Genomic DNA, 25869 nt, shown 5'->3' with positions numbered 1-25869 from the left:
TCCTTACCCCCTGACCCCATGCAGCTTGATGTACACGGGATCGCGGGACCCGGCGAAAAATAGCCGCAGATAGTAGCCCTCTCGCGGCGCGAGATGGACACGTTTGAAGGTCAGGACGTGGTTTTGGCCGACGTAGGGCTCGGGGTGGACCGCCAGCGGTTCGGCATAACGCATGTGCCGGGTCAGAAACGTTTTCTTGCCACGGACCACTTCCAGGCTGTACAGCTCGGCCATGTCCGGTCGCGCTTGGAACGTGACTGCGGGCGTGGTCCCCTTGACCGTCCAGCGAACTGTGCCGTAGCGGGTCTCTTTTTGACGCCACTTGATGGGCTTGGCTTGCGGGTCACCCTGCTCGGCATCCTTGGTTTCGTCGTCCTCCACCGTGTGAGGGGTCGGCTGAGGTCCAGCGGGTTGGGTCGGAGCGTTCTCGGTCGGAGCCGTCGACGATTTCTTTTCGAGGCCGAGTGCTGGAAAAAGATCGGTCAGGGCCGGTGTGGTTGATCCCATCTCGGGCACCTCCTCGGGTTCCTGCAATGAGACGATTTCCGGTTGGTGCTCCTCGAAGGCCACCTCCTCGCGGGCCTCGACGCCCACGATCACCACCTGGACCTGGCTGGATGCCTGCTTGGGATCGAGTGTGGATTCGAAGACTAGTTCAACCGGGTAGCCCTTGAACATCACGTGGATGTTGTTGAGCAGGCCGCCCTCTCGCAGTTTCGGCTTGAGGTGGACCATGTTCTTCGGCAAGCCCTGGGCCGGGGTCGTGACGTACCAGTGGCTCTCGTTCCCGGCGATGAGCCGTGGATCGGGCAGACGGCTGAACGTCACAAGGGTGGGTCGATCCGGGTGGACTTTGAAATGAACCGCCGCGCGTTGTTGCACGGGGTTGACTTCGACCGTGTGGGCCGAGTCGGTGACGGTGACGTTGGGGCTGAAAGCCAGAGTCAGCAGGCAAAGCAAAGTCGGGGTCATGGGGTTTCCTCCCAAAAGTTGACATGATCGAGCGGTTTCACGTAGGTGAGGGCAAAGCCCATCGGGTTGGCGAGGGTCACGTCGGCGCGGTCCAGGCGGACTTCAAAGTGGCAGGTGAACCACTCGCGGTGATCGGATTCGCGCACGACGGTGAAGGTCACGTTGGCGGTGAACCCACTCTCGTGCGTGCGGAAGATTTGGATGTGTTGCTTGGGGTCGGTGCGCATCAGCACCCGGCGCGGTTCGTCGGGGAGCGCGGCCGAAAGCTTGTGGCGGTAGCTTTGGAGCCGACGCATCAACGTCTCGTTGTGGGTCCAGGCGGATAGGGCGGCTTCCGCCCGGGTGGGGTCCTCGTAAGGTGGGACCGCGGCGAGCACACCACCCAAGGCCAGGAGGACCGCTTTGCAGCGGGTGTACTGGGCATCGATGCCGGTCTCGGCCTCGGCCAAGATCGGCAGGTCGCGGGCCTCGTCGAGAAGAAGCACCGGCAAATTGCGGATCGCCTGAACTTGGACCAGCGCCGCGCCCAGGATCACCGCTGCCGCGAAGCCCATGAGACCCAGTTGGAAGCGCTCATGGCGCAGAGAACTCATAGGGTCACCCCGCGCGCGTCGATCAGACTGATCCGAGCGCTGAACCGCCAACCGGTCGGGTTCTCTGAAGACTGAGGACCTTGCTCGATCGCCCAAAAGTTGAGTTGCAGCCATTGCGGGTGATCGCGGAAGGCAACCTTGGCATAATTGGCGCCCCATACGACGCGGGTCACGGTCACCTGACTGCCGACCAGCGGCTTGCAGGCCTCGTCCATGACCGCCTGAATCCAGTAGGCCGATGCTCGGGCATTCACGAATTCAGGTGGTTGGGATCGATACCGACCCCAGCGGAAATGGAGGCGGAGTGCTTCTTTCAACCCCAAATCGCGGGCCTGCGGCGCGTCGGGTAGGTGCGCAGCCTGGTTGGCGACATGGCGGGCCGGGTCCAGCACACTCATCGATTCGGTTTGGGGGACATGCTGCGCGAGCGCGAAAAGCGTCAGGGCCAAGTGGAGGGTGGAAAGCAGGCACACGAATCCCGCTGCAACCGTCAATTTCATGAGAGGGCTCCTATTCTATTCAGAGGTATGGGTTCGGGGATCGGAGGATCAGCTAGGGGTACGCGCCAAAAAGCCCTGGGCTTTGCCCGTCTGCATGCCTTCGGGGGTAAGAACCTGCGCGGCTTCCTGTAACCAGGTGCCCTGCTCGGGGAACGCTTCAGCCAACGCTCTGTACCAACCCGGTGAAGCAATGGGTCGATAGGCATCGCCTTTTTGGGCTGCGAGTGCGAGCTGGTGGGTCGCCACGCCCAAACGGTCACCAACGATGCCAGCCAGGCGTTTCAGATTTTTGTTGGATTCGAACAGCTCCACCAGGATGGGCGGCACGCGAAGACGACCGCCGATCTGAACCGGTGACCCACTGCCGGTCTTTTTGGCCAACGTCACCGTGGAGTACCCCACATCCGCCGCCGGACTAGCGTCGCGTGCCAGGTGGACCAGGGTCGGGTCCTTGATCCGCCACGCACTCGGCGCGGCCGTCATGTCCTGAATCAGTGCCAGGTGGGTTTGGGTCGCCTCCAGAATACCAGGCGAGAAGTGCGCCACTCGCTGGGACGATAACGTCATGGCGACGTGGTACTTACGGACGATGTTCAAATAGGCTTCCACGAAGTCCCCTACCAAATCCCCACCCTGGAATCCGCACAGTTTCTTGTACTCGTCGATGAGGAACAGGGTTGGCACACCCACGGTGCGCGTGGTGAGTTGGGCCGCATTGATCAACATAATTGGGAGCAGTTCCGCAATTTCGGCGTCCGGGTATCCGTCGAGGTTGATATAGGTGAAAGACCCGGGGTCCGCGAACCGCAAGGCCGTCGCCGACTCGGCCAGATAGGTACGACGCAAGGCGCGGACAGCGTTCAGGGTTCGGCGCAGGTGAGCCACAGCTTCGCGTTCGTTGGCGGCGTCAGGCGTGGTCTCGTGACGCAGCCGTGTGTCTTGGGCGTCGAGGTAAGCCGCACAGTGGTTGAGACAGCGTCCGAAAGTCTCGCCATCGAACGAGAACGCGCGTACCGCAACTTTAATCATCTCTTTGAAATGGCCGTCAAACAGGTTGCGCAATCCCCCTTCGTCGGTCGGCGGGGCGAAGTTGGCCAGATTCACCTTGTACAGCCACAAATCCATGGTCAGAATGGCCGCGTCCTCCAGAAGGCTGTCCAGCGACGCGGCAGGCAGGTCGGCCGCATCCTCGCCGAGGCAGGCCAACGGCGCAAACCGGTAAGCCTCTCCGGTCACAGGGTCGCGTTGGTGTTTGTCGATCACCCGGCCACCGCACAGGCGGGTCAGATTCAGAAAGGATTCGCCGTAGTCCAGCAACAGCGTGCGCGCCATTGGGGACGACGCCACGTGGGCCAATACCTTCATGTTCAAAAGAAAGCTCTTGCCCGAACCCGTCTCGCCCACCACGACCGAGTTGTAGGCCGTGTCCTGCCATGGGCTCCAGGAAAACGAATTACCATCGGGTGTTTCGATGACCAGGTAGGCGCGTTGGCCGAGGTCACCGACCCACGAACCGGTCACCTGGCTCAGCCACGTGACGATCTCCGAAGGGCAGGCGTTGAAACCGAGGCTGTGATGGCCGAGGCCCGCTGCGGCGCCTTCCCAACCGGGAATCAGGGACAAGAGCGCCCGGGTGGTCTCGCCTTCGGGTAGTGGCGTCACGTCCAGGCCTACCTTATCGCGGCACTGATAGCGGATCCCTTCCAAGCTCTGCCATGGGATTTCGCGCCCAATGAGGACCAAACCACGTAATTGGCGGGGGCAATGAGTTGGTGCGCTTTGGACTCGATCGCGGTAGTCACTCAAGGCGTGTTCCAAGGTGGCAGGGTCGAAATCCTTTGCAGTGTGACGGAAGAACCAACCTGCCGCGATTTGGGTCAGGCTACTCACGGCGGAAGCACGGCGTACTTCTTCAGGGGACGGTATTGCATAGTGGGTGAAGAGCACCAGCTCTGCATCCAAGGCCTTTTGCAGTCGATCAAACGAGCCCGTGTCGCCGTGATCGGCTGCGTGGAACCCGGAACATTCGAGCACCGTCCAAAGGCGGCCGTCCATGCACCGCACAAAGGGCACCGTATCCGGCTTCGTCACAAGACGCACGCCGTGAGTCATTCCCAACCCGCCCAGGTAGTCCTGCATGGGCAAGGGGGTGGCGGTGTGGTACATCGTCGCAGGTTTGGAAGGTTTCAGGGCCAGCCCGAACAAGTTCACGTTGTCGATTTGGTCCGGCTCGGCGGAGACGGCAACATCGATCACCAGCGCTTCGCGTGGGGTTGGCAACGTCTCGTTCACTCGCTGCATCAACGCACTCAGGAACCCGGTCTGATGACAGGCATAGCCTGTGTGGCGGATGGCGACCTTTTTGGTGAGCAGGCTGACCGACTCGAAATGGTTCAGTGTCTCGAGAAGGGTCGCCAGGCGGGGCGGGGTCTCTCGAGTTTTGTCGAACTCGACCGGATCGAGGACCAAACGGAAAAAGAAACGCGGTCCCGACGGCGTGACAAGGTAGGGCGCGCCTTTGGGGGATCGCTGTTCCTGGAAGTCCGCCGTGAATCGGGACAGCGATGTTTCGGAGACCTGGGCCAGCCAGGTGGCCACAAAGGGTCCGTAGTGTTGGAACAGGACCAGGTAGCCAGCGGCCAGGCCGATCAGCGCACATGCGATGAGAATCGGAATCGGGTTGAAGTGGATCCGCATGAGCAAGAACAGCTCGCCCATGATCATGCCGCCACCGATGGTCGCAGCACCAAAGAGCAGGCAAAACCGACCATATTCCTTAATCGAATTCATGGTGAACTCCCTCGAAGATGACGGGTGCCAAGGGCTGACCCGGTGTCAGGCGGCCCAAGGTTTGGTAGCGTCGTGACGCCAGCATACGGAGTAGGATGCCGGGCTCGACCGTGTTCGGCGTGCTGCGGGGCGTGGGTGCGGGCGGCATCGGGTGGAACAGGACGCGTGCGATCAAGCGCGTGGTGATCCAGGTGGCAGCCAAAATCATGAGCCCGATTTGCCAAAGCGCCCAGTCGGCGAGAAGGTGGAACTCACTGGCGAACGTGAGCAGCAACGCCGACCACCCGAAAAAAGTAAACACGTAGAGCAGGCCGCCCAAGACGGTCACTTTGCCTTTGATCATCGTGAGTTGTTTGCCGATCAGGGCATAACGCGACAGCATCGTCCGTCTCCCGTTCAAGCCACGATCATGTGGGTGCCGGGGTGTTCCAACAGAAGACGGGTGGAGCGGGGAATCACCGACCAGGTGGCCGGATCGAGCAAGGGATCAAAAAGCGTTTGGATACGATCCGCATCGTGGAGGGCGATTTGTTCGGGGGTGAGCGGTTGAAAGGAGAGCAGGTCGTTATCGGTGTAGGGAAGATCCATGGGGCACCTCGCTGGTGTGGTATGTGGCGCGCAACACCAATGTAGACGAAAGTGCAGAGATATTGTTTAACTTGTTGAAATTAAACGATTTTAAGGAAATGGGCGGTAACAGAGAGGAATAAAAGGGAAACTTGGGCGTCACTTGTTGGCAGCGGTCAGGGTTCGCAAAAGTTGCCCATGCTCCATAAAAAAAGCGTTCAGGTCGCCTGAACGACTCGAACGCTGATTCTGAGAGAGCTGACTGTTTAAGGCATCATGGGCGCAGATCACGTTTTGCTTGTGGTCTTCAAGGTTCTTAGGGCGTGTTGGCTCAGAGGCGCGGCGATACCGGGAATCAGGCAACCTAACCCGGTTGAAAGACCGCGTTCCCCACCTGGTCCTGCGAGGTAATCGATACCCATCGCCTCTTTCGCGGTGTGATACAACGCGAACCGGGCATTTTCGGGCAAGTTGGCCCACACCTTGGCGAGCGCTGGGTTCACGCCTGCCACGCCGTCCTCCAGAAGACGACCAATATCGCCATCGATCCACAGGGAAAAATCTTCAGCTTCCCAGGCCATTTCGACTTCTGTCACCAAATCCTCACATAGGATGGGGTACTGTTCGAGGCGGGATGGCAACGCATACTTGGCGGCCAGACCCTCGGCCATCCAAACCTGGTAGGTACAGGGATCCAAGTAGGTTTTGAACAGCGGCTTGCGAATGGCTTCGATTTCGGGAACGGCCACGCTCCCATTTTTGAACCGGATCAACCGTTGTTCCGAAATGTCGGGTTGGTGCCAGTATGTCTCAAATCGCGGATCCGAAGGGTTTTTGGGAAACGGATTGAGAAACCTGAGTTCTTCTAAGTAGCGGATGTTGGCGGCTTCGATGCTGCTTCCAGTGGAATCGCCGTGGCAGAGATAGCGACAGGTCGTGTAGATCTGATGGTGAATGCGAACCGTGTGGAACATCATCTTCCTCCCAAGGGAAGCACGCGGCTTCCTGATTTGGGCGGCATCCCGGTGCGGGTTCCGAATCGGGCAAGCCGGAACAGCGAAGCGTGGCTGGCCCGTGTCGGGTTCGGCACTGATCTTGGCGCCCCATCGGGAAGCCTGCGGCGAGAGGAAGAATGGGAACGTATTCAAGGATGTGTTCCCTACCCAGTTCGAAGGACGTGTTTTCCAGACGACATATGCCCAATGGCGTCAAAACACCATCCCCCGTCATGTTCTTCAAATAAAGGGTTCTTGACCTTTTTCAAAAAGTCTATAATTACCGCAAAATCATAACTGTACAGTCAATATACGGAGGGGACGGTGACGACCGAACTACAGATCTCCCTTTTGACGTCCCCCGCGTTTGAAGCACTCCCCGAATTGCAATTGCGCAAGGACATGAAGGATTTTCATGATGTGAAGGGCTCTCAAGAGAACCCATCCTTCAACCTGGTGCCAGTTCCATCCACTGGTATGGAAGACCTGGTCGGTATTTTTATTTTTTGCGATGTGAACGACGGCCCCACCCAACCGCTGATCCATCTCACCCAACTTTTCAAAATGTCTGCCACGTTAGCTTTATCTCAACAGAATCGCCTTCCCCGGTTGCACATTTTTCTTCAAGCGGAAGCAGTACCCCCGGAGCCTGTGAGTCTGGCCGAGATGGCTCAGTTCCACATCCGTTGCAGCGAACTCTTGCGTCTGCTGGGCGAGCTTGAATCCCGGCAACCAGGCTGTGTGACGCGGCTTCGAGGCCATCGAGTGCCATCCTTCTTGGACCACCTCGATGCGCTGGCAGCCGCTTTTGTCACCGATCCGCTCGACCCGGGGTTGCGCGATTACCTGACCCGACTCTATGCGGATACCTCGTGCATTCGCCTTCCCGGAATTGGTGACGGTGCTCGGGTGGAGACCATTGAATTGCGTGAGATTTTTGTTCGGCTGGAGGCCCAGCACCGCGAAATCAATCGGGAGCAGCAAGGTTGGGCCGGGCGTGAAGAGACCATGGCCCACGAACCGAACACCGCCGATGTACTCTCTTTGCTGGAACATGGCCCCAGGCTGGTGGTGATCGGCGACCCCGGCTCAGGCAAGACCACGTTGCTGCGCTATTTGGCGGCACGGACCGCAGCCGGCCATCTTAACGGTCAGGATCAAGAAAAGGCTCACCAACTCTGGGCGAAGGTTCCGACCTACAACGGCGAGCTGCCCATTCCGTTTTTCCTTACGTGCAGCCAGGTACTTGAACACCTGGAATCCGACAAGACACCCAGAGGAAGCGAAGTGTTGCGGCTGCTGGAAGAAGAGGCCCGCATCCCTCACGGCATCGAAACGTTCTTCAAGGAAAACCAAGCGGCTCTTTTTGTGGATGGCCTGGACGAAGTGTCCACCAAGGAAGCACGCCAAAGGGTCTGTTGGGCCGTTGAAGCCTTTCTTGCCAAATGCTGCCACCGTGATTGTCTGGTGATGTTGACGTGCCGCACCCGAGCATTTCAGCGTCGCTTCCTACACAAGGAACGGGCCCGTTTCACTGCATTCAGGGTCAAAGAAATGGATGTGACCCAGTGTCGGGCCTTTTTGAACAAGTGGTTTGCCGCGGTAGAACCCATTTACCAAGCGATGGGAAGCCCTCTGGAAGTGGGAATTTCGGCTAAAGTTGCGTCGGAGATCGAAGCGCACGACCACATTCAGGACATGGCAAGCAACCCCAATGTGCTGACCTTGCTGGCAATCATCCGCCTTTCCTCCGGAAAAATGCCGGAAATGCGGGTGGAATTGTATCAGCAAGCCTTGGAATTGTTCCTTTCCAAAAAAGACCGAGATCGAAGGGTGACGCGGAATCTAGAGGATTGGGAACAAAGGGTTGTGATGGAAACGTTGAAGGTTTTGGCTTGGGGTCTCCACCTAGACAAGCAGGATTCGGAACATCACGAGAAAGAGGTGGTGATCTTCGGCGAACAGTCGGTCTTGGATCGTTTGGAGGAGCGGATCGAAGCGGATGAGGAGAGCAAGAACTTGTCCCGCGGCGCCAGAGACCAGAAAAAGCGCAAATTGCTCCAATGGTTGGAGGTCCGCAGCGGTCTCTTGTACCGGCGAGATGGCGCCGAGGGCCATCAAACCCAATTGCGGTTTAGCCATCATGGGTACCGCGAGTACCTGGCCGCATTGTGCCTGGTGGAAAAGTTTGAGAGAGGTGAGATTGCCGCATTTTTCGAGAAAAACATTTTGAAGGACTGGTGGCATGAGCCCATCATGCTGGCACTTTCGGATCTGGGGCGAAGCCAATATCCTTTGTTTTCTAATGTGGTCAAGGTGCTGTTGGCCGGCGGGGACAAGGAACCCATCGATTGGTCGAGACATGGCCGAGGCGTTGCGCTGGCCATGAATGCCGTGGCCGATTTGGAGGCCGCGGGGAAACCGGTGGATGCCGAATTGGCCACGCGCGTGCGCCGCGAGGTATCAGCCGTTACCGAGAACCCCGAAGAAATGTGCGTTCAGGATCGGATCGAGGCGGTGGCGGCGTTGGGGGTTGTCGGTGATCCTCGTTTGGGGATGCACAAGCGCGACCGGTGGGTCGAAATCGAACCGGGTCAGTTCCTGATGGGAGGGGAGCAAGAATCCCAAACCGTGCGCGTGACACAACCCTTCTGGATGGGCAAATATCCGGTCACGGAGATAGAATACCTGGCGTTCGTCAGAAAGGGCGGGTACGAAGACAGTCGCTGGTGGGGCGATGCGGGGTGGGATTGGCTTCAATCGGAGAAGGAAGGGCGGTTTGAGGCATGGCTCGAGAAGCAGAAGCAGCAGAACCCCGAATACGACTTTTGGGCAGAAGATTGGTTTCGACCCAGTAAGGCACCTCGGTTTTGGGGAGCCGGAAACCGCCCGGAGAAAAAGGACCACAATCTGCCGGTGGTGGGTGTGAACTGGTACGAGGCCTGCGCCTATTGTCGTTGGCTGGAAGCCCATTTCAAAAACAACCGACCTTTATGGTGGCCGTCGAGTATGGCGGTGGGGCTTCCCAGCGAAGCCCAGTGGGAGTACGCCGCAAAGGGCAAAGAGGGGCGTCCCTATCCTTGGGGTGACGACCCTCCGACCGAAGAAATGGCCAACTTTGACGGTTCTCAGAGTGGACCCACGCCAGTGGGGATCTATCCCAGGGGCGCCACACCGACAAAGCTGTTTGACATGGCGGGCAACGTTTGGGAATGGTGTGTCGACAATTTTGTCAGCGACATTTACAATAAACGCAACGTGTCAAAAGCGGAAACGCCTGTTATTATTGAAGATAGCACCGTGCGCGTGCTACGCGGCGGCGCTTGGCGCGGCGGCGCGACCAGGCTGCGGTCGTCCTACCGCTTCAGGAACCGTGCGGCCCGCCGCGGCAACGTCATCGGCTTCCGGTGTGTGTTGTGGTTGCCGCCCGAGCTCGGTTCTTGACCTTTGATTTTTGGACGTTGTGTGATCCCGCCAGCACTTTCACCGTCTGTTCCCAATTTTGTCATGTGTCATTTTGCTTTTGACAATACGGTGACCCGATTCAGGCACCTAAGCGGACCATTTGTAAATAGTTCAAGCTTTGGCTTCGCAAAGCGGGTTGCCCTTTTCCCGGAATCGAGCGAGAATGACAAATCTTTGTCCTTGCGCTGTCTCAAAGAAATCAAATAAATTGTTTGGTTCTTCTTCATCTCGCTCTGTTTTATGATGTTGTAAAGCTGAAGCGTTGTCAGTCGCTTGTTAACAAGTGACTGACAACGCTGGGAGCTTCAACCTACCGGGGAACACCATGCAACTCACGCTTCAAGAAGCAGCCAGGTACCTAGGGAAATCAGAGCGCCAGCTTCGCTATCTGATCCAAACGGGCAAACTTCCGTCCCGGAAGATCAAAGGTCGACACTACATTGATAAAAACGAACTGCCGCTGAGCAGTGGCCAAGCGAAGGCAGCCCGCCAAAAAGCAAAGAGTTTCCAAAAGCTCACCTCTGAGGTCATCGGAGAGGATGCAGCCCAGGCCATCGATAAGAATTATTCGGTTCGCAATCTCCGCGTCTTTGAAATTGGGCGCGAAATTTACTTGGAACTGGCAAAAGTCCGAGGCGCCAACGATCCGGCTACCGCGGCCTTGCAGGCCGGCATGCTCGCGATCTCTATAATGGACCCCATAATCGAGACCAGGAGCTAAGCTTCAAAAGCGTTAAGGTGGGACCTCGGGTAAACAGCGGGGCAGAGAGCCAAGGGGGAGCATAAAGCGGGCGCTCCACCATAGTGTTGGGGCCCACCCCTCGTACCCCAGGGGACACCTTGACGGCCCAGCAAGCTGCGCCATCAAGATGTCCATGGTGCGCCAGGGGTCCACCCTAACACCATGGTCGTTCGTCCGTTTATATCCCCCTCGGCCAACAGCTACTGCGGAGCCGGAGAGAGGTAAACCGAGTTTTGGCTAGGAAGCGCAACAATCACGATCCCAAGTTCAAGTCCCGGGTGGCTTTGGAAGCGATCCGCGGCATCAAAACGGTCTCGGAACTGTCAGCCCAGTACGGGATCCACCCGACCCTGATCAACCGCTGGAAAAAGCAGGTGATCGAGTCCCTGCCGGAGGTGTTCGAGAGCGGGAAGGTTCCTCGAAAACCCGCCGGCGAATCACCGGAAATCGGCAAGCTTTACGAACAAATCGGTCGTCTCCAGGTGGAGCTCGACTGGCTCAAAAAAAAATCTGAATCCCTGCATTGAGGAGAAACGGCTGTGCATCGAACCCCATCACCGCCGGTTGAGCATTCGCCGGCAGTGCGCCTTGCTTGGGTTATCGCGAGCCTCGTACTACTACGAGCCGCGACCCGAGAGGCCCGAAAACCTGGCCTTGATGTCGGAGATCGATCGTATTTACCTGGATTTCCCCTACTTCGGCAGCCGACGCATGGCCGCCTTCCTACGAGATCGAGGGTATGCGGTCAACCGGAAACGGATTCAACGGCTCATGCGGTTGATGGCCCTGGAGGCCGTATATCCCAAGCCTCGCACCAGCGCGGCCAACCCGGCCCATCGCGTGTATCCTTACTTACTGCGAGACCTGACCATCACCCATCCCAACCACGTTTGGAGCACCGACATCACCTATGTGCCGATGCGGCGAGGCTACATGTACCTGACGGTGATTATCGACTGGTACAGCCGGTACGTGGTGGCTTGGGAAATCTCCAACACGCTGGATGGAGCCTTTTGCCGCGAGGTTCTGAGACGCGCGCTGCAAAACAAGAAACCTTCGATATTCAACACCGATCAAGGCGCGCAATTCACGAGCCCGAAATTCACCGAAATCCTTCAGGAGGCAGAGGTTCAGATCAGCATGGACGGCAAGGGACGCGCACTGGACAACGTGTTTGTGGAACGATTGTGGCGTTCGGTGAAATACGAGCACATCTACCTGCACAGTTACGAAAACGGCCTGGAACTGTACCATGGGCTTCACAGGTACTTTGAACACTACAACAACGAGCGGCCACATCAATCGCTCGGCAACCAGAAACCCTCCGAGGTGTACCACGCCACCGAAGCTTAAGTTTGGCACCTTTTGGTCTAGACAACGGGGTCCACTATACTCAGAAGGCTGCCACAGTTTTCACCGCAGTGAGAAGGCGCGGTTCTTCAATCAGGCACGCAGTCACATCTGCCAGGCGACGGCCTTGCTCTACTTGGAGCCTGAGCCATCGCCCCTGGCCACCAAGTTGGAGACGGAATTACTGCCCAAATTCTCAGCCCTGATCAAACGCGTGGAGCGGAGGCGCAACCGTTGAACGAGGCGCCTTTGTTCGGGATCAGCTTTGATCTTTTTCTTTGGTTGGATCAGCGGATGACATACCATGGGGAATTGGTCGCCCAAAAGCTTGGCCAAAGCAGTGCAGCTCTATTGGAAGCCATCACCCTCGCCTTGAAAGGCTTTGATCGACAGGAAAACGTGGTCGAGGCCGACCGAGCCCTCGCTTTGGTTCGGCTCTACCTCCGCTTGGCCTTGGAAAAGCAGATGATCGACGATCGCCAATACGCTTACGGGTGCCGTCAATGTGACAGTCTGGGTCGGCAACTAGGTGGTTGGCTCAAATCGCTTCAGGCCGTATGATGGGGTCAGGGGTTTTGTCGAAAACGCCGTGCGCGTGCTACGCGGCGGCGCTTGGCACAACGACGCAACCAGGCTGCGGTCGTCCTACCGCAACAGGAACCATGCAGCCAACCGCAACAACAACATCGGCTTCCGGTGTGTGTTGGTGTTGCCGCCCGAACACGCTTCCCGCCCGAACCTGGAGAACCGTGCAGACAGGATCCCAGACCACCGCCAAGGTGTCTGAAACCACCCTGCCCACTCGTTCCAGTAAGCCTGTGTTCCCGCAGGCCCACCGTCCGAGTGGGCTTTTTCCCTTCAATCAGCCTGAAAGCAGATCCCCAGAGCACCGGCAGACGCCTTGAAATCTCTGGCGGTTCGATTTGAAGAAACCATGGCGTTTCCCTGCCTATATCAAGCCTGGCGCGATGTTCGACGGGGGAAACGTCGTCGGCCGGATGTGGCCGCCTTCGAACTGGAACAAGACCGCTACTTGGTCCGACTAGCCGACCAGCTACAAGACGACCACTATCGACACGGCCCCTATCGGCTGATGACCATCCAAGATCCCAAACCACGGCTGATTGCGAGGGCCTCGGTGAGAGATCGCGTGGTCCACATGGCGTGTTACCGCGCACTGGGCCCCTTTTTCAACCGGAAACTCATCGACGACACCTATGCCTGCCTACCGGGTCGGGGCAGCCACCGCGCCGTGCTGCGTTTCCGCGAATTTCAAACCCGGTACCCATGGCTGCTTCATTTGGACCTGCGTGGGTACTACGCCCGAATCGATCACGCCATTTTGTTGGATCTGCTGCTGCCCTTTCTTCGCGACGACCGCTGGGCGCCGTTTCTACGGGAAATCTTGGCTTCGGGCGCTGCTTTTTATCGACAGCCTCGGGTCCAGCAATTCTTTGGTCTTGAAGGCAGTCATTTGTCGAAGGAAGTGCCGTGGGGACTCCCAATTGGGAATCTCACCAGTCAATGGTGGGGGAATTTCTACTTGAACGGCCTCGATCATTTCATCAAGCGAGATCTGGGCTGCCAGGGTTACCTGCGCTACATGGATGATTTTGTGCTGTTCGCCGAAGCCCGCAGCACGTTGGCCGATTGGCGAAATGAGCTTCGGCAATGGCTGTGGCGGGAACGCGGCCTGCAATTCCATGAAGAGAGGGCCCACGTCCGGCCCAGCCATCAACGCCACACGTTCTTGGGTTATCGAGTCCATCCGTCCGGGATCGACTTGGGCAAAAAGGCAGTGCGACGATTCCGCAAGCGAGGGAGACGTCTACGGAGCATGTCCCAAGCGCAACAAAATCGGTCCCTGGTATCCACGGCCGGAGCTTGGCTTTTCTGATCGCATTTGACAAAACGGTTTCGGTCAAAGTGACAAAGAGCTACGGCACTCACGAACAGTGTCAATCGGTTTGTCATTTTGTCAAAAGCGCATGCGGCCTGTTGCGGCGTGACACCCGCATGCTGGGCTCGGGCCGCATGGGGAAGCCCACCCTACAAACACCAAAAGCCAAAAATCAAGAACCGGGCTCGGGCGGCAACCACAACACACACCGAAAGCCGACGCTGAAGTCGCGGCTGGCAGCATGGTACCTGTCGCGGGAGGACGACCGCAGCCTGGGAGCGACGTCGAGCCAAGCGCCGCCGCGCAGCACGCGCACGGCGCTATCTTCAATAATTACAGGCATTTCTGTTGTTAACACATTGCGTTTTTTGTAAATATCGTTGACATAATGGTCGACACACCATTCCCAGACATTGCCCGCCATGTCGTAAACGCCCTCCGGCGTGGCTCCCTTGGGGTAGATGCCTACCGGCATGGTGCCTCGTTCCACGACACCGTAATTGGCGCGATCCGGACTGGGTGATGGGCTGCCCCAGGGATAGGGCCGTCCCTCTTGCCCTTTGGCCACGTATTCCCATTGTGTCTCACTGGGGAGTCGCACCTGCATGCCCGTTTGCCACCAGGAGGGTGGCTCCTCTTCCAATCTGGCCGTGAGCCAGTTGCAATAGGCGGTGGCCTCGAACCAATTGACGCCCACCACGGGTTGGTTGGGACCTTTAAAGTAAGGATGGTCCCAGTAGAGGGGCTTCTCATCCGGTCGAAAATATTGTGGATCGGGTTCAAAACCATACAGCTCGGCGATGGTTTCCCGCTCTTTTGCGAGCCAGGCTTGAAAAGCTGCCTCACTCATTTCCCGCCACCACCAGCCATCGTTCCACCAATCCGAGTTGTGGTATCCCTGATCTAGGATGAAACGGTTGTATTCCTGATTGGTGACCGGATAGGTCCCGATCCAAAAGTCCTCCGCTACCACGACCGAATGCTCGGGTTTTTCATCCTCAAAACCTTGGTTGTCACCCATGGTGAACGATCCTTTTTTTATCGTGACCCACCTCGTCTCGGATTGGGGGTCGAGCCGTCGGTCGCCCAACCGGCCCAAACTGAACGCCAGCTTTTTCCGCATCGGCAGAGGAACCTCGCCGTCCCCCAAAAGAGTCGTTACCTGCTCTTTAATTTCCCGGTCCACGCCCTCTCGAACCGTCGTTTCCGTCGCGCGCTCACAAAGCCCGCGCATGGCCGTGTCCAGGCCGGACGGCTGACCCTGTTCGGTGCTCTTCAGCATTTGAATCAGGTAGTAGGCCTTGTCGGTGTCGCCCGTCAGCCAAAGGTGCCCAATAGTGAAAACCACGATCTGTGCATGGCTCTCCAAGGTCAATTTTCCATGCCAAGCCTTGATCGGGGCGCTGGCCAGGCTTTGGCCGGCCAAAAATTCGCGAAACCGGCCGTGGGCGAAGCGGTAGTGAAGTGGGTCACCCTCCAAAATCAACAAACCCGAGTAGCAGGCAAGGGCCCGTAGCTGTTGGCGCCAACTCTTGCGGGCTTCATCCTGTTCCGAAGAGCGATCGAAGGTTTCTTCGGACACCCAATGGTTCAATAACATGGTTTCGCAAATGCCGCCCGCGACACCGCGATCGAACATGGTCCGGGCCACCCTTAGCAGACACCCGCGGGCGACCTCCTTGGTCAATCCGGTCTCGGCCCGGCGGTCTTCGCCAAAACGCTGCTGCAACAATTGCGTGATGGCGCGCTGATAGAGTTCCGCCATCCGGTTGGGAAGACGTTGTTTGCCACCATCCACCAACGCCAAAATCGAGAGCAACAGCGGGTTCCCGCAAAAATCGGCGTCTAGAAACGATAAGCTTTTCATGTCGCGCCACAGGCGCGACGCCTGCTCTTCGGGTTTCCCTTGAGCCCGCAACAACCTCTCGAAATAGGCCTGTTGCCCTTGATTGCCCAATGGGCAAAGCCGCACTTTTCGGGCATCCTGGAAAATGGCCATCGTCGGCTGCCTCATCCACAAATGGGGCCGCATGGTCACAAAAGTCGCGCAGCCGGAACCGGGCGAAGTGCCCGCCCAGATTCTGATCATCTCTGCCGCGCGAAAACAGCGGTGGTCGTCTAGGATTTCGTCCAGCCCATCTAAAAAGAGCCACAACGACTTGTCCTTTGCCTGTCGTTCGAGTTCGAGCACCGCAATCGATCCGCCAAAAACCTGCTCAGACACCCAGGTCAGCAGGTCGGGATTTTTTTGGTTCTTCAACCACACGGCCGCATCTTTTAATTCGGCAAAAATGGGATACACCCGGCCTGTTTCCAGGGTGGTTCTGACGGCGTGCCGCATAAAGGTGGACTTGCCACTGCCCGCCTCGCCGGCGATGAGGGTCAAAGGTTTCGGCTCTTTCAGAAGGTCATCCACTGGATTTTCGAACAATTGGTCGGTACGTCCGGGGATGCGGAAGTTGGGGTTGGTGTCCAGTTGTTCTTCCAGATCCCGGTGCATGACAGTCTCAAATGCGTCGCCATATGCCGTTTTAATCCGATCGACCCGCTCGGGATCAGAGGATGCGATGTGAGCGGCAACGTCAGCTTTGGTAAGCACAACTCTGAGGGAAGCGCCGGGATCGTTGGACACATCCTTCATGTTCATTGGGACATACAATTCGTCAAAGGTGGCGCTGGTCCCAGATCCATCCAGGGGTAGGGCAGCATTCCGCATGTGGGCACACTGGACTTCCAAACCTTCGCGGTATCGTTGCCAGGCTGGATGCTTGACAAAGGCACGCCGACCCCAGCCAAACCAAGTTTTCCAGCCGTCATTTGCCACGGTTCCTCCAATCTTTAGTTACGATGGATTGAATGATGCCCCTGAGTTTTTGTCTGGCGAACAGGTATTCATTTATGGGTCAGCTTGAAAACCGTATCGGCCTATCACCCGGCAGCACAATCAGCTTTTTCGAGCCAATTCACTATTTAAGCAAAACATGATTTTTGAGAGAAGTGCCTTCCTTCCTCTTTCTAATGGTATGCTGCCCTTATCAACACTATCAAATTTCCACGCACCACCACCTGGGCCAGGGTTAGGGTGATCCGGTAAAGTGAGGAAGCATGTCCACCTACAAGCCGTTGCGTCCACTCGATCCGCTGATTGACGAAGGGGAGCTGACCTCGCTCGAAAAAAGCCCGTTCCTGAAACAGCTCCACAGACTGGTTTGCCACAAAATTGAAGCCCCCTTTTGCCTGTCGATCAACGGTACCTGGGGCAGCGGCAAGACCTCACTAATGATGGCACTTCAGGCGCGATTGACGAAAGACGGGTTCCCCACGGTATGGTTCAACCCCTGGGAGTACGAGCGGGCTGAGGACGTGGTCTTGTGCTTCCTCGCTTCTCTTTGTCAAAAGACCCAATCCAAATGGCCGTTGGACTGGAGTGACTTCAAGGTGTTTTCTCTGTCCTTTTTCACCAGCGGTGTCGACGCCTTTGCCCGCGTAGTCAGTCGCAATGCCATCAATTTCAAGAACATGGCAGATATCTACAGCGAAATTGAAAAGGCCTTGGGACAACGGGACTACGAAGACCCGGTGGCTTTGTTGAAAGAAGACTTTGAGAAACTGACCGGCCTCATCGTGGACAAAACCAGTCATGGGAAATACCCGCTGGTGGTTTTCCTGGACGATCTGGACCGCTGCCTGCCAGACATGGCCCTCGAAATGCTGGAGGCATTGAAGAACCTGTTCGTCATCCCAAGGGCTCGGGTGATCTTCATTGCGGGCATCGATACCGAAGTGGCCAAGCGGTTCATCGTCAAGCGCTACGAAGGGATGGACGAGAGCTACGCGTTCAATTACTTTCGCAAGATTTTTCACGCGACGGTGAACCTTCCCCTCCTTTCCCGCGACGAGCACAATGCCCTGCTCGCCGCCCGAGTCGACGAGCTTTGGCCAAGCGAGGAGCCCCCGAGCGGAAAAGCCGATGTGGTGCAGCGGGTCAGCAAGGGCTTGGAGGCCTACAATGTGCGCAGCATCCGCAAGATCCACCACATTCTGAATGGGTACTACCTGTGGTCCTCCTTTCATGGATCAAACGCTTCGTCGGCTGAACATGTGATCGCCTTGGAATTGTTGATTTTGCGGGAGAAGGATCTCGACCTGGTTCAGAGCCTTGGTGCCCACTTGCGGCGCCAATCGCCGGGTGTGACGTTTCGTCGGTTTTTTAATGAGCTGGATGATGCAGAAAAGAAACGAATCAAAGCCTGCATGGGCTCGCGTTGGACCGACCAAAATGACGTTCATTTCCAGAACGCCCAGGGGACCGTGACCATTGATCGCCTTCGGTGGTTGTAGCACTATTCCAGATGGATTGAGACCCATGGAATACGCGCCCCTCGCACTGATCTCGAGGTGGCGGAGAAATCGAGCTTCTGTCGTTGGAGGCTCCTTATTTCGCTTGGCCGTTTCGTTAAGAGAAAGACCAATAGAAAAGATCGCGCAAGTGACGAATGAGGTAACTTCCCTTTTGCCACGCTAGGGACTGGCATTCCTGGGATCACTGCTTGGGCTCAAGGGCCAACACTGCGGATACTACTCCCTGCTCGAAGCGTGGTGAGAATAGGATCGCCAAGTAGGGGCCCGACATGTCGACGGCACAGAAAAACACGCGTTCAGGTCAGGGGGGGGAACCCGAACGCTGTGTTTGGGCCGTGATGACTGGATAGGAGCATCGCTTACCCAGCCTTGGCCAGCGGGAGTTCCATTTGGTGGGGCATCGGTTTGACTTCGGCCATCTTGGGTTCCACACTCGTCAGGTAGGCTTCCATGCCTGGTAAGAGCATTTGCCCTTGGGGGACCTTGGTCTTGCGCTTCGGCTGGGCTGCTTTTCCAGCCTTCGAGGTACGCAGTGCGCTGGTCTTTTTGCTGGCGACTTTGGGTTTCCGGGTTCTCGGTCGCTTGGTTTTGATCTGCCGCTTCGATTTTGTCGTCGCTGGGGCTTTGGGTCCAGCCTTCGGCGCTGTGACGGGCGGCTCGGCTTCTGCTTGATCCATGGCCTGGGTCTCGGGTTTCTCGGAGACGATACAAGCAACCAGAGATTCATGGGTGTCCGGTTCGTGGCCCTTAACCGTAGGCATCTTGGCCAGCTCGAATCCGGCTGACGCTGTCACAGGTTCGGGATCGAGTTGCGAAACCTTCAATTCGGTATCCGATGCCTTTGGGATTGCCACAGCCGTGGAACGCTTCTCCATTTCTGTGGGCACCTGGTGTTCTGGAGTGCCCTTCCCCGATGGTTCGACCGCAGTTTGCGCTGTCCTCTGATCAGAGCTTTCTTCGCCTTCGGCATGGACATACACATCGATAACGGTCTCTGGTTTGATGTCCGATGGTGCGGGAACCGGCTCACCCAGTACGATCATGCGACGACCCTTCGCCAAGAACCGATCCGTGATAGATGTCTTCGTTTCCTGTGGCAGGATGAAGGTTTCCGGGCATTCTGGAATTCGATCCCGAAAGGCCTCGGGGATCAGGAATTCGGGTTGCCAGCGGAACACGACCTCGTTTTCCTCAACGGTCAATCCGAACACGGTTCCCAGAATCGATTCCCCCCAAAGGTCCAACGTGCGTTGATAGTCCTTGAGTGCATTGGAGATGGCCCTGTTCCATCGTTCGGCCTTGTTGGCGACTTTCGAAGGCACAATGGCACGGCCAAATTGGTGGTAGGTCCAAACCCTCCGCAGACCTTCTTGGACGATATGCTCTGGAATCCATTCCAAGGTCCGAATCCGTTCTTCTAACTGGCTCAACACCGGCGCTCCGCCGCCTTTGTGGATCGGTCCCATAAACTCCAACATCTGAATCAGGAGCTTGGTGAAGTCCTTCATGTGCTTGGCCAGTTCTTTCTCTCGGCGAAGGTTTTTCAATTCAAGCAGGGCCACGATCGGATCGGGTGCCAACGACGCGATCATCTCATCCGAAATCCCCTCACTGAACACCGACTCCTGAATGCTGTCGGTTTGCGCCTTCCGCAGCATCTCCCACCAATGGCTTTTGTTTTGATAGGTCGCGAACCGGTACACGTCCAGCGTGCCGTCCAACAAATAGTAGAAGAGGTACACGCGTGGGTGGGGGTTCCCCTGCCGGACCGCCCGGCCCGTTCGCTGGTGCATGGCCTGCGCATTCCAGCAAATCGTGTTGAAGTGGATCGCCACGGCGTTCTTCTGCAAGTCCAGGCCTTCGCTCGCAACCACGCCGCCGATGACAACCCGTATGTGGCCACTGTTGAAATCGTCCTGAATCTTCTGACGTTGCGCCAGCGTTTTACAGGTCTTGCCGTTGATGATCGCCAGTTCGGCCTCCGGGATGCCCGCTTCGACGAGTTCTCGCTTGATGGCCTGTTGCGCCTCTGTCATGTCCGAGAACACAATTTGGCCACCTGTCGTTTCGCGGTACAACTGCATCAGTTGGTCGACCATGCGTGTCATTTTCGGATTGCTCCCCACATCACAGAGACCAGGGTACTCCGCCACCGCGTTCAACCGGGCCATGACGGTAAACAGGTGGGGCACTTCTGTATCGGAGTCACTTGGTTTTTGACTGAGGCTCTCGGCAAGCTGCCTCTTTTGGTCGTCGATATACAGGGCCAGGTCCCCTTTGGGCTCGATGCGAATCACCGTTTCTTCCACTTCGGGAAGTTTCAGCTTGGCGTCATTGGCTGTGCGCGCGATCATGGCCTCCTGCCAGATCGATTGCAGTTCGTTCAGATTTGTGAAGCCCGTGATCGTGTTTCCGGTCACCGCCTGGCCGTTCAACTTGACCGTGCAGATCGGCGCAATAGTGCAGAAGCTGTCGATGAAGGCCTGCACCGAGCGAATGCCTCGTTTGGCCAAGGCGTCCGGGTAGAACAGACGCAGCATGTTGAAGGCTTCCGCCACCGAGTTTGTCACCGGTGTGGCAGTCAAACCCAGCACCTTACCGCCCGCCTCGCGGATCAAGTCCGCCTTCATCTTCAGGTCGCGGGCTCGTTTCGACTCGCCGCAGCCGCCCGCCATCACCAGCGATTCGCCCCAGCCGCCGGTCGGCATCGCATACAGGCTTTTGTAGTTGTGGGCCTCGTCGACGATCAAGAGCAGATTGTTCAGGGGGAGATCCGTGAATTTGAACAGGCCACCGAAGTGGTAGTTCCGTTCCGCTGCATGTTGCACGAAGGCCGCCCGCTGTTTCTTCATCGTTTCTTTGTCGCTTGTACCGTAGCAGTCCAAGGCGTCCTGTTTGTCGGCTCGGATCCGCTCTTGGGGGTCCAAGGTCAGCGCCGCCCAACGCTCATAGGTGGTCAAGATGATTCGGATGGTTGGGTTGAAAAACGAGTCGCGCACCTGTTGTTCCATATCGTCGGTGTTGCGTACGTACTTCGTCGAATCTCGTTTGCTCTTACGGAAACCGAGTACACGAAATGGTAAATTGGGAAAGAATAAGCGAACCTCCTTCGCCCATTTCGAGAGCACCGCTAAGGGCACCACGATCACCGCTTTACTTCCGTGGGACACGGCCGCAAGGATGGCACCAAAGGTCTTGCCGAGGCCTACATCCCAAGCCAGCAGTCCTCCCGAAAGCATGAAGGGGACGTCTTCCTTCTGGTACCAATGCGGTGGGACACTCGGTTGCGAGGAACCAAGGCGGGCCAACACATTCGTGCTTCCTGTCTTCGTCGCCAAGTAGTGGAGGTGAAGTTGACGGCGAAGGTGTGTTGCTTCCGGGCGGGCCCAAACATTGGCCCAACTTGCGAACTCCTGGCACGCCAATTCATAGATATCTTGATACCCTTCCTTGATGCGGGTGCCGCCACGGCCGTAGTTCAGGTAGGCCACCACACCCGAGTACAAAGCCGTCAATATCGGTTCTTTTTTTCGGGGAGAGTAATAGTACCCATCACAGCAGGTAGCGAGCCCGAACAGTTTTTCGATCACTGATCTAGGAATCCAGGCCGCCCGAAGCTTCAACTGGCTCAGGGGGATTTGATGGCTTTCCAACGCCTCGTCCAAGGTTTTGCGATTCTGGGAGAGTAACTGGTCTTCACCAAAGCGGGCAGCCAAACTCGCGATTTGCGGCACATCCAAGCATGAGGGATCGAACAAGGCGTCGCCGATGCGAGCCAATTGCACCGGTTGTTCAAACCCGGTCAAAAGATCTTCCGCAATGTCGACCATTTGCAGATTGGCCAAATCTCGAGCGATGGGATCTGGAACCGCAGGACCCTTTTCCAAGCCGGCCAGGAAGCTGCCAAAGCCGAAGGCACCGTATTCTTCCCGAAGTGCGGCGAGGTCGAGGCATTCCAGCAGGGTGTAGGCCGTATAAGCCATGCCCGCGCGGAATAAAGCATGAGCACGCCGGGCTTTCTGAAAGGGTTTCGATACGGGCAACCCCTCGGCGTAGCCGCCCTCGTTGGCGGGTGCCCAGCCTGAATCCGTCAAGACGTACATACATCCTTGGCGTTCCCAAAGATTCCCGATCGGCTGGGGCTCAGGCGTCCATTTGATGACCGGAATGGTCAGATCGGGTGTCCAGACGTTGGTGGTCTTGAATGCCTGCCAGGAGGAAATGCTCGGTTTTTCCGGCAATAGATAGCCTTGCAGTGCACCGTGACGGCTGGTGACGGTTTCCTCGGTGACCTGTCGGTAGAGAGGCGGTCCCCCGTGAGCTTGGGTGGTGCCAATCGCTCGGTCGACCCAGTCGAAGACGGTTTCTCTGGGCCCAACTCGTTTGAAAAGCCAAAGGCTCATATGAACCAATGAGTTTTCACAGGCGTCGAGCGGCAGGCGACGAAGGTCTTGCAGATCCCAACCCAGATTCGCCAGCCGCCTGAGCATGATCCGATTCTCCTCTTGGTTGGCGAAACTGTCGGGCAAAATGAACATCATCCAGGTTTTGGCGATCTGGCTGGCGAGGAACAGGAAATAGCTTTCAAAACAGGAGAGCTGCGGCAGGTGGATGTCGGTGACCAGCTCGTCGAGTGATGTGGTTCCGATCCGCTTACCGAAGGGTGGGTTGCAGATCACCGCATCGACCATATCCGATTCAGCATAGGTCACTGCGAATTCTTCGGCCGTGGTTTGGTAGAGTCGGGCGCCCGACTGATCCACAAAGGATTGCAATTCGAAATGGCCTTTGCCGTCGATGCGACGAACCGGTTCGACCAGGTGGGCTGTGGGTTGACCCCATGCTTTGGGGAACTGGTGGAGTATGCCGCGGGTGAGATTCCCGGTACCGGCGCCTAGATCAGCGAACGATTCGAGGGACGAGGTGCACTGCCTGGAAAAAAGGTCACCCAGGTGATAGGCGACGGAGGGCTTGGTTGGATAGAACTGAACGGTCATGTGTTCCTCCCGATGAGGGAGGTTGCCGAGAGCGGGCCTCCCTGATTTGGGCGGAACACGGGGGCGGGTTTCGAGGTGGGGCAAGCCGGAACAGCGAAGCGAGGCTTGCCCCACTTCGGGTTCCGCACCCAGGATCGAGACCAATCAGGTGGGGCCCGCGCGACGGGCGCATATCTTGTCATTTACTAGGGAAGGCAAAAAGACAAAGGTGAAAGTGTTCTTGAGCGGGAAGCGTTTGAAAAAACAACTCTTCCCAAGTAAGGCACAAGGCGCCTATATGGTGGTTGCGATTGTTTTTACGTGCGGCGACAGTTCTTTCGGGCTCAAGCGCCCGGACGCAGTTTAACCTTGATAAGGTAGTAGGATATCGGATATATTCTTTAAAATATAAAATTCAGTAATAAAGCTGATGCGTTTTGAAAACAACAACATACAAAGCATCATTATCAAAATGCAACAATAGTGACTTCAGTTGTACAAACAAAGGCACAGTATCAGCTAGATACCTCTTGATTGTAATAGAGCAATTTCTTTATCGGGAATTTGTTTTTTCACAAAGGAAGCACGGATTGATTTGAGAAAAAACGATCTTAGGGATTGTCATTGACAGGATCGCCTGGTGGATCTCCTCCTGCTTCCAAAGTTTCCGTTACTGTAAAGGCGCTGCCCTGGTTTTCTAGAGCTTGATACGCCTCTTCAGAAAAGGAAAAGGAATCACCATCTTGAATCCTCCCAGGATCCCTGTTTTCGATGGTTGATGCAGGTTGCTGAATGTATTGTGACAAGCTCAAAGAGTTGCCTTCTATTCTCATGTAATACCTCCCTTGGCGTTTTTGTATGTTTAAAGGTCAATACCTCTGCATTACCTCGATGAATACTTTCTGATTCTCAAGAGAAACAGACGACTTCGTTTTGAATAACTGGCGCTCGAAAAACTCTAGTGGTAGATCCATTCTCTCGGCCCAGAAATACTCAAAGAAAATATTCAATTGATCTAAAAATGGGTCATCAAATTCTTGGGATATTTCTTTGCTCAGTTTTAAATATTTGTACGCTTTATCGAGTTCTCTGTTTGCGGTATGAAATAAACACAGATACGAACTAGCAAATGCTGCATGGTACTCATTCCCATCAAGCAAGGACGTTTTAAGAGATTCATCCGCAAGATCAATAGCCCTTTTGACATCGCCATTATTAAAAACACAGATAGCCTTCAAATACTTGCTCACATTGTCGTATTTTTTATCGCCGACGTTTTCAGCAAGAGAGAACTCTCTCAATGCCTCTTCTGTGTCTTCTAGGTAAATGTAGCATTCCGCTCGATAAAGGTAGGCTCGCTTTAGGTCTCTCCTTTGCCCTGGCAGGCGCTCCAGAAGAAAAATTGCCTCATCAAACTGATCCAAAGCCAGGCCAGGATTTCCACGATACAGATGTGCGGCTCCTAAAGTATAGAACCCCTTCGCTCGCCAGCCTTTGCTCGTGCTTTCTATGAGAGGTTGAGTTAGGCTTTTGACCTTTTTGATTTGGACCTCTCTGTCATAGGCTGCATTCCAGCTAATGGCAGCTGCTTTAGTGAGATCATTCTCTTTTTTTGAAATGAAATCTTTAATGCCTTCAGGACCTTTCTTCTCCCAATTTTCTACTAATGCTTCAATGGGCCGATTTGTTGAAAACAAAGCGGTTGCCCCGGCAAATGCAGCCCCTGCCAAGATTGAAAAAATCACTCCGTATATGAAAAGTCGGGTCTTTGCGATTGCCATTGAAGGAATACCTGATTTTCGACGAATGAAATTCTTCCAAGCCTTGCTTTCAGGTTGTGTTCCAACCTCTGTATGAGAATGGGACCTGTGAAAATTGCCGACACGGAATGAGGGGGTTTCTCTATCTGGTACCTCTTCGATCGAGTCAAATAAACCGTTTTCCTCAGTCTCATTTTCCGTCATTGATGAAGAAAAGCCGCCGGAAACCTCCAACGTGTGATTGAAGCGCAGAGATTCCTTTATCGGGACTGAATCACTTGGTTCTGGGGAGCGATCGAGTTCCATCGGGCCGTCACCCAAAGCCGAGCCAAATTCGGTTGCATCTTCGATGACCTGGTTTTTCTCTAAGGAGTTGGAGCGTTGCTCCTGAAGCTCCTTAAGCCAGATCTCTAGATGGAACCGTCGGTACTCCTTTTCCCCAAGGATTCCCGCTACCGCACTGGCTTCGACCGGCTGCGGTTTTCCCATATTCGCACGGGCAGCCCATTTGTATTGAATACCCAAATATAGCTTTTGGTCTTTAGGTGTTTTCAGATAGGGGATCCGATCAATCGGTTGGTAGATCCGAGCCTCGTCAAGAGACAAGGATTCACCCTCGCCAAGCCTTTTTTTCTCATCTCCAATCTGCCATCCATATAGCGGCCTAAGATATTCAAGATGTTCTTGCGCTTGGTTCTGATGGCCTCTTTGAGTTCCAATGGTACGTCGGGATGGTGCTTCCAGATGTTGGCAATATCGCCGGTTTTTAGAGCGACCATCGGAGGCAGAAGTAAGAGGTACTTCTCATTTTTCCATTTTTTACCGGCACCCTTTTCCTTGGCAAAACTCTTTCCCGGGGCAATGTCCCGCGGCATTAACTCCTCCAGTTGCCCATCT

General features: G+C 56.0%; 20 protein-coding genes. 8 read left to right on the top strand and 12 right to left on the bottom strand.

What is annotated here, in order from left to right:
* Positions 1–3: 3 nt before the first annotated feature.
* The 7 genes from J3U87_RS00495 to J3U87_RS00465 all read right to left on the bottom strand — a co-directional run bounded on the left by J3U87_RS00495 (position 4) and on the right by J3U87_RS00465 (position 6399).
* Positions 4–972 (bottom strand): hypothetical protein, encoded by a 969-nt coding sequence (locus tag J3U87_RS00495; RefSeq protein WP_237381061.1) that lies wholly within the window; start codon positions 970–972, stop codon positions 4–6.
* A complete protein-coding gene (locus J3U87_RS00490; protein WP_237381060.1) occupies positions 969–1565 on the bottom strand; it encodes a hypothetical protein in 597 nt (198 codons plus the stop codon). Before J3U87_RS00490 ends, J3U87_RS00495 begins: the two co-directional genes overlap by 4 nt.
* Positions 1562–2065: a hypothetical protein gene (locus tag J3U87_RS00485; protein ID WP_237381059.1), complete on the bottom strand. Its 504-nt coding sequence runs from the start codon at positions 2063–2065 to the stop codon at positions 1562–1564. Before J3U87_RS00485 ends, J3U87_RS00490 begins: the two co-directional genes overlap by 4 nt.
* Positions 2066–2113: 48 nt before the next feature.
* The gene (locus tag J3U87_RS00480; RefSeq protein ID WP_237381058.1) at positions 2114–4855 is read right to left on the bottom strand and encodes a hypothetical protein; all 2742 of its coding nucleotides are present in this window, start codon (positions 4853–4855) and stop codon (positions 2114–2116) included.
* Positions 4842–5237 carry a hypothetical protein gene (locus tag J3U87_RS00475; RefSeq protein ID WP_237381057.1) on the bottom strand — a complete coding sequence of 132 codons (396 nt, stop codon included), beginning with the start codon at positions 5235–5237 and terminating at the stop codon, positions 4842–4844. Before J3U87_RS00475 ends, J3U87_RS00480 begins: the two co-directional genes overlap by 14 nt.
* Before the next feature lie 14 nt (positions 5238–5251).
* Positions 5252–5443, bottom strand: coding sequence for a hypothetical protein (locus J3U87_RS00470; protein WP_237381056.1), 192 nt, complete (start codon positions 5441–5443; stop codon positions 5252–5254).
* Positions 5444–5709: 266 nt separating this feature from the next.
* Positions 5710–6399 (bottom strand): hypothetical protein, encoded by a 690-nt coding sequence (locus tag J3U87_RS00465; protein WP_237381055.1) that lies wholly within the window; start codon positions 6397–6399, stop codon positions 5710–5712.
* Between the two features lie 342 nt (positions 6400–6741).
* On the opposite strand from J3U87_RS00465, the gene J3U87_RS00460 reads away from it, so the two are divergent.
* From J3U87_RS00460 to J3U87_RS00440, 6 genes are all read left to right on the top strand, one after another.
* The gene (locus J3U87_RS00460) at positions 6742–9861 is read left to right on the top strand and encodes an SUMF1/EgtB/PvdO family nonheme iron enzyme (RefSeq protein ID WP_237381054.1); all 3120 of its coding nucleotides are present in this window, start codon (positions 6742–6744) and stop codon (positions 9859–9861) included.
* A gap of 346 nt (positions 9862–10207) precedes the next feature.
* Positions 10208–10603, top strand: coding sequence for a helix-turn-helix domain-containing protein (locus J3U87_RS00455; protein WP_237381053.1), 396 nt, complete (start codon positions 10208–10210; stop codon positions 10601–10603).
* 254 nt (positions 10604–10857) lie between these two features.
* A protein-coding gene (locus J3U87_RS00450) for an IS3 family transposase (protein WP_420038218.1) occupies positions 10858–11977 on the top strand; the annotation gives its coding sequence in 2 pieces (ribosomal slippage) (positions 10858–11147 and positions 11146–11977; 1122 coding nt in all).
* A 291-nt stretch (positions 11978–12268) separates the two neighbouring features.
* Positions 12269–12535, top strand: a complete 267-nt coding sequence (locus J3U87_RS00445) for a four helix bundle protein (protein ID WP_237381052.1) — start codon at positions 12269–12271, stop codon at positions 12533–12535.
* Positions 12504–12761 (top strand): SUMF1/EgtB/PvdO family nonheme iron enzyme, encoded by a 258-nt coding sequence (locus J3U87_RS35160; RefSeq protein WP_420038248.1) that lies wholly within the window; start codon positions 12504–12506, stop codon positions 12759–12761. The genes J3U87_RS00445 and J3U87_RS35160 overlap by 32 nt, the downstream gene beginning before the upstream one ends.
* 147 nt (positions 12762–12908) lie before the next feature.
* Positions 12909–13871 carry an RNA-directed DNA polymerase gene (locus J3U87_RS00440; RefSeq protein WP_237381051.1) on the top strand — a complete coding sequence of 321 codons (963 nt, stop codon included), beginning with the start codon at positions 12909–12911 and terminating at the stop codon, positions 13869–13871.
* A gap of 175 nt (positions 13872–14046) precedes the next feature.
* Here J3U87_RS00440 and J3U87_RS00435 read toward each other — a convergent pair whose 3' ends face one another.
* On the bottom strand, positions 14047–16698 hold the full coding sequence (locus J3U87_RS00435; RefSeq protein WP_237381050.1) for an SUMF1/EgtB/PvdO family nonheme iron enzyme: 2652 nt from the start codon (positions 16696–16698) through the stop codon (positions 14047–14049).
* A gap of 281 nt (positions 16699–16979) precedes the next feature.
* Here J3U87_RS00435 and J3U87_RS00430 point away from each other — a divergent pair, with 281 nt between their 5' ends.
* Positions 16980–18215, top strand: coding sequence for a KAP family P-loop NTPase fold protein (locus tag J3U87_RS00430; RefSeq protein ID WP_237381049.1), 1236 nt, complete (start codon positions 16980–16982; stop codon positions 18213–18215).
* Positions 18216–18595: 380 nt separating this feature from the next.
* On the opposite strand, the gene J3U87_RS00425 is transcribed toward J3U87_RS00430, so the two are convergent.
* Positions 18596–22279: an SNF2-related protein gene (locus tag J3U87_RS00425; protein WP_237381048.1), complete on the bottom strand. Its 3684-nt coding sequence runs from the start codon at positions 22277–22279 to the stop codon at positions 18596–18598.
* Positions 22280–22687: 408 nt separating this feature from the next.
* Between J3U87_RS00425 and J3U87_RS00420 the strand changes: the two genes are divergently transcribed.
* Positions 22688–22873, top strand: coding sequence for a hypothetical protein (locus J3U87_RS00420; protein ID WP_237381047.1), 186 nt, complete (start codon positions 22688–22690; stop codon positions 22871–22873).
* Between the two features lie 950 nt (positions 22874–23823).
* Here J3U87_RS00420 and J3U87_RS00415 read toward each other — a convergent pair.
* Genes J3U87_RS00415 through J3U87_RS00405 form a run of 3 tightly spaced genes read right to left on the bottom strand, consistent with a single transcriptional unit; the run spans position 23824 to position 25847 of the window.
* Entirely contained in the window at positions 23824–24045 is a 222-nt protein-coding gene (locus J3U87_RS00415) for a hypothetical protein (protein ID WP_237381046.1), read from the bottom strand.
* 36 nt (positions 24046–24081) lie between these two features.
* Positions 24082–25578 carry a tetratricopeptide repeat protein gene (locus J3U87_RS00410; protein ID WP_237381045.1) on the bottom strand — a complete coding sequence of 499 codons (1497 nt, stop codon included), beginning with the start codon at positions 25576–25578 and terminating at the stop codon, positions 24082–24084.
* Complete coding sequence (locus tag J3U87_RS00405; RefSeq protein ID WP_237381044.1) at positions 25524–25847, bottom strand: hypothetical protein; 324 nt, start codon at positions 25845–25847, stop codon at positions 25524–25526. Before J3U87_RS00405 ends, J3U87_RS00410 begins: the two co-directional genes overlap by 55 nt.
* Positions 25848–25869: the final 22 nt, after the last annotated feature.

The organism is Sulfidibacter corallicola, assembly GCF_017498545.1.
Classification (GTDB): domain Bacteria; phylum Acidobacteriota; class Holophagae; order Acanthopleuribacterales; family Acanthopleuribacteraceae; genus Sulfidibacter; species Sulfidibacter corallicola.
The sequence above is the reverse complement of the archived record's forward strand: the minus strand, read 5'-3'. Positions and strand labels throughout refer to the sequence as shown.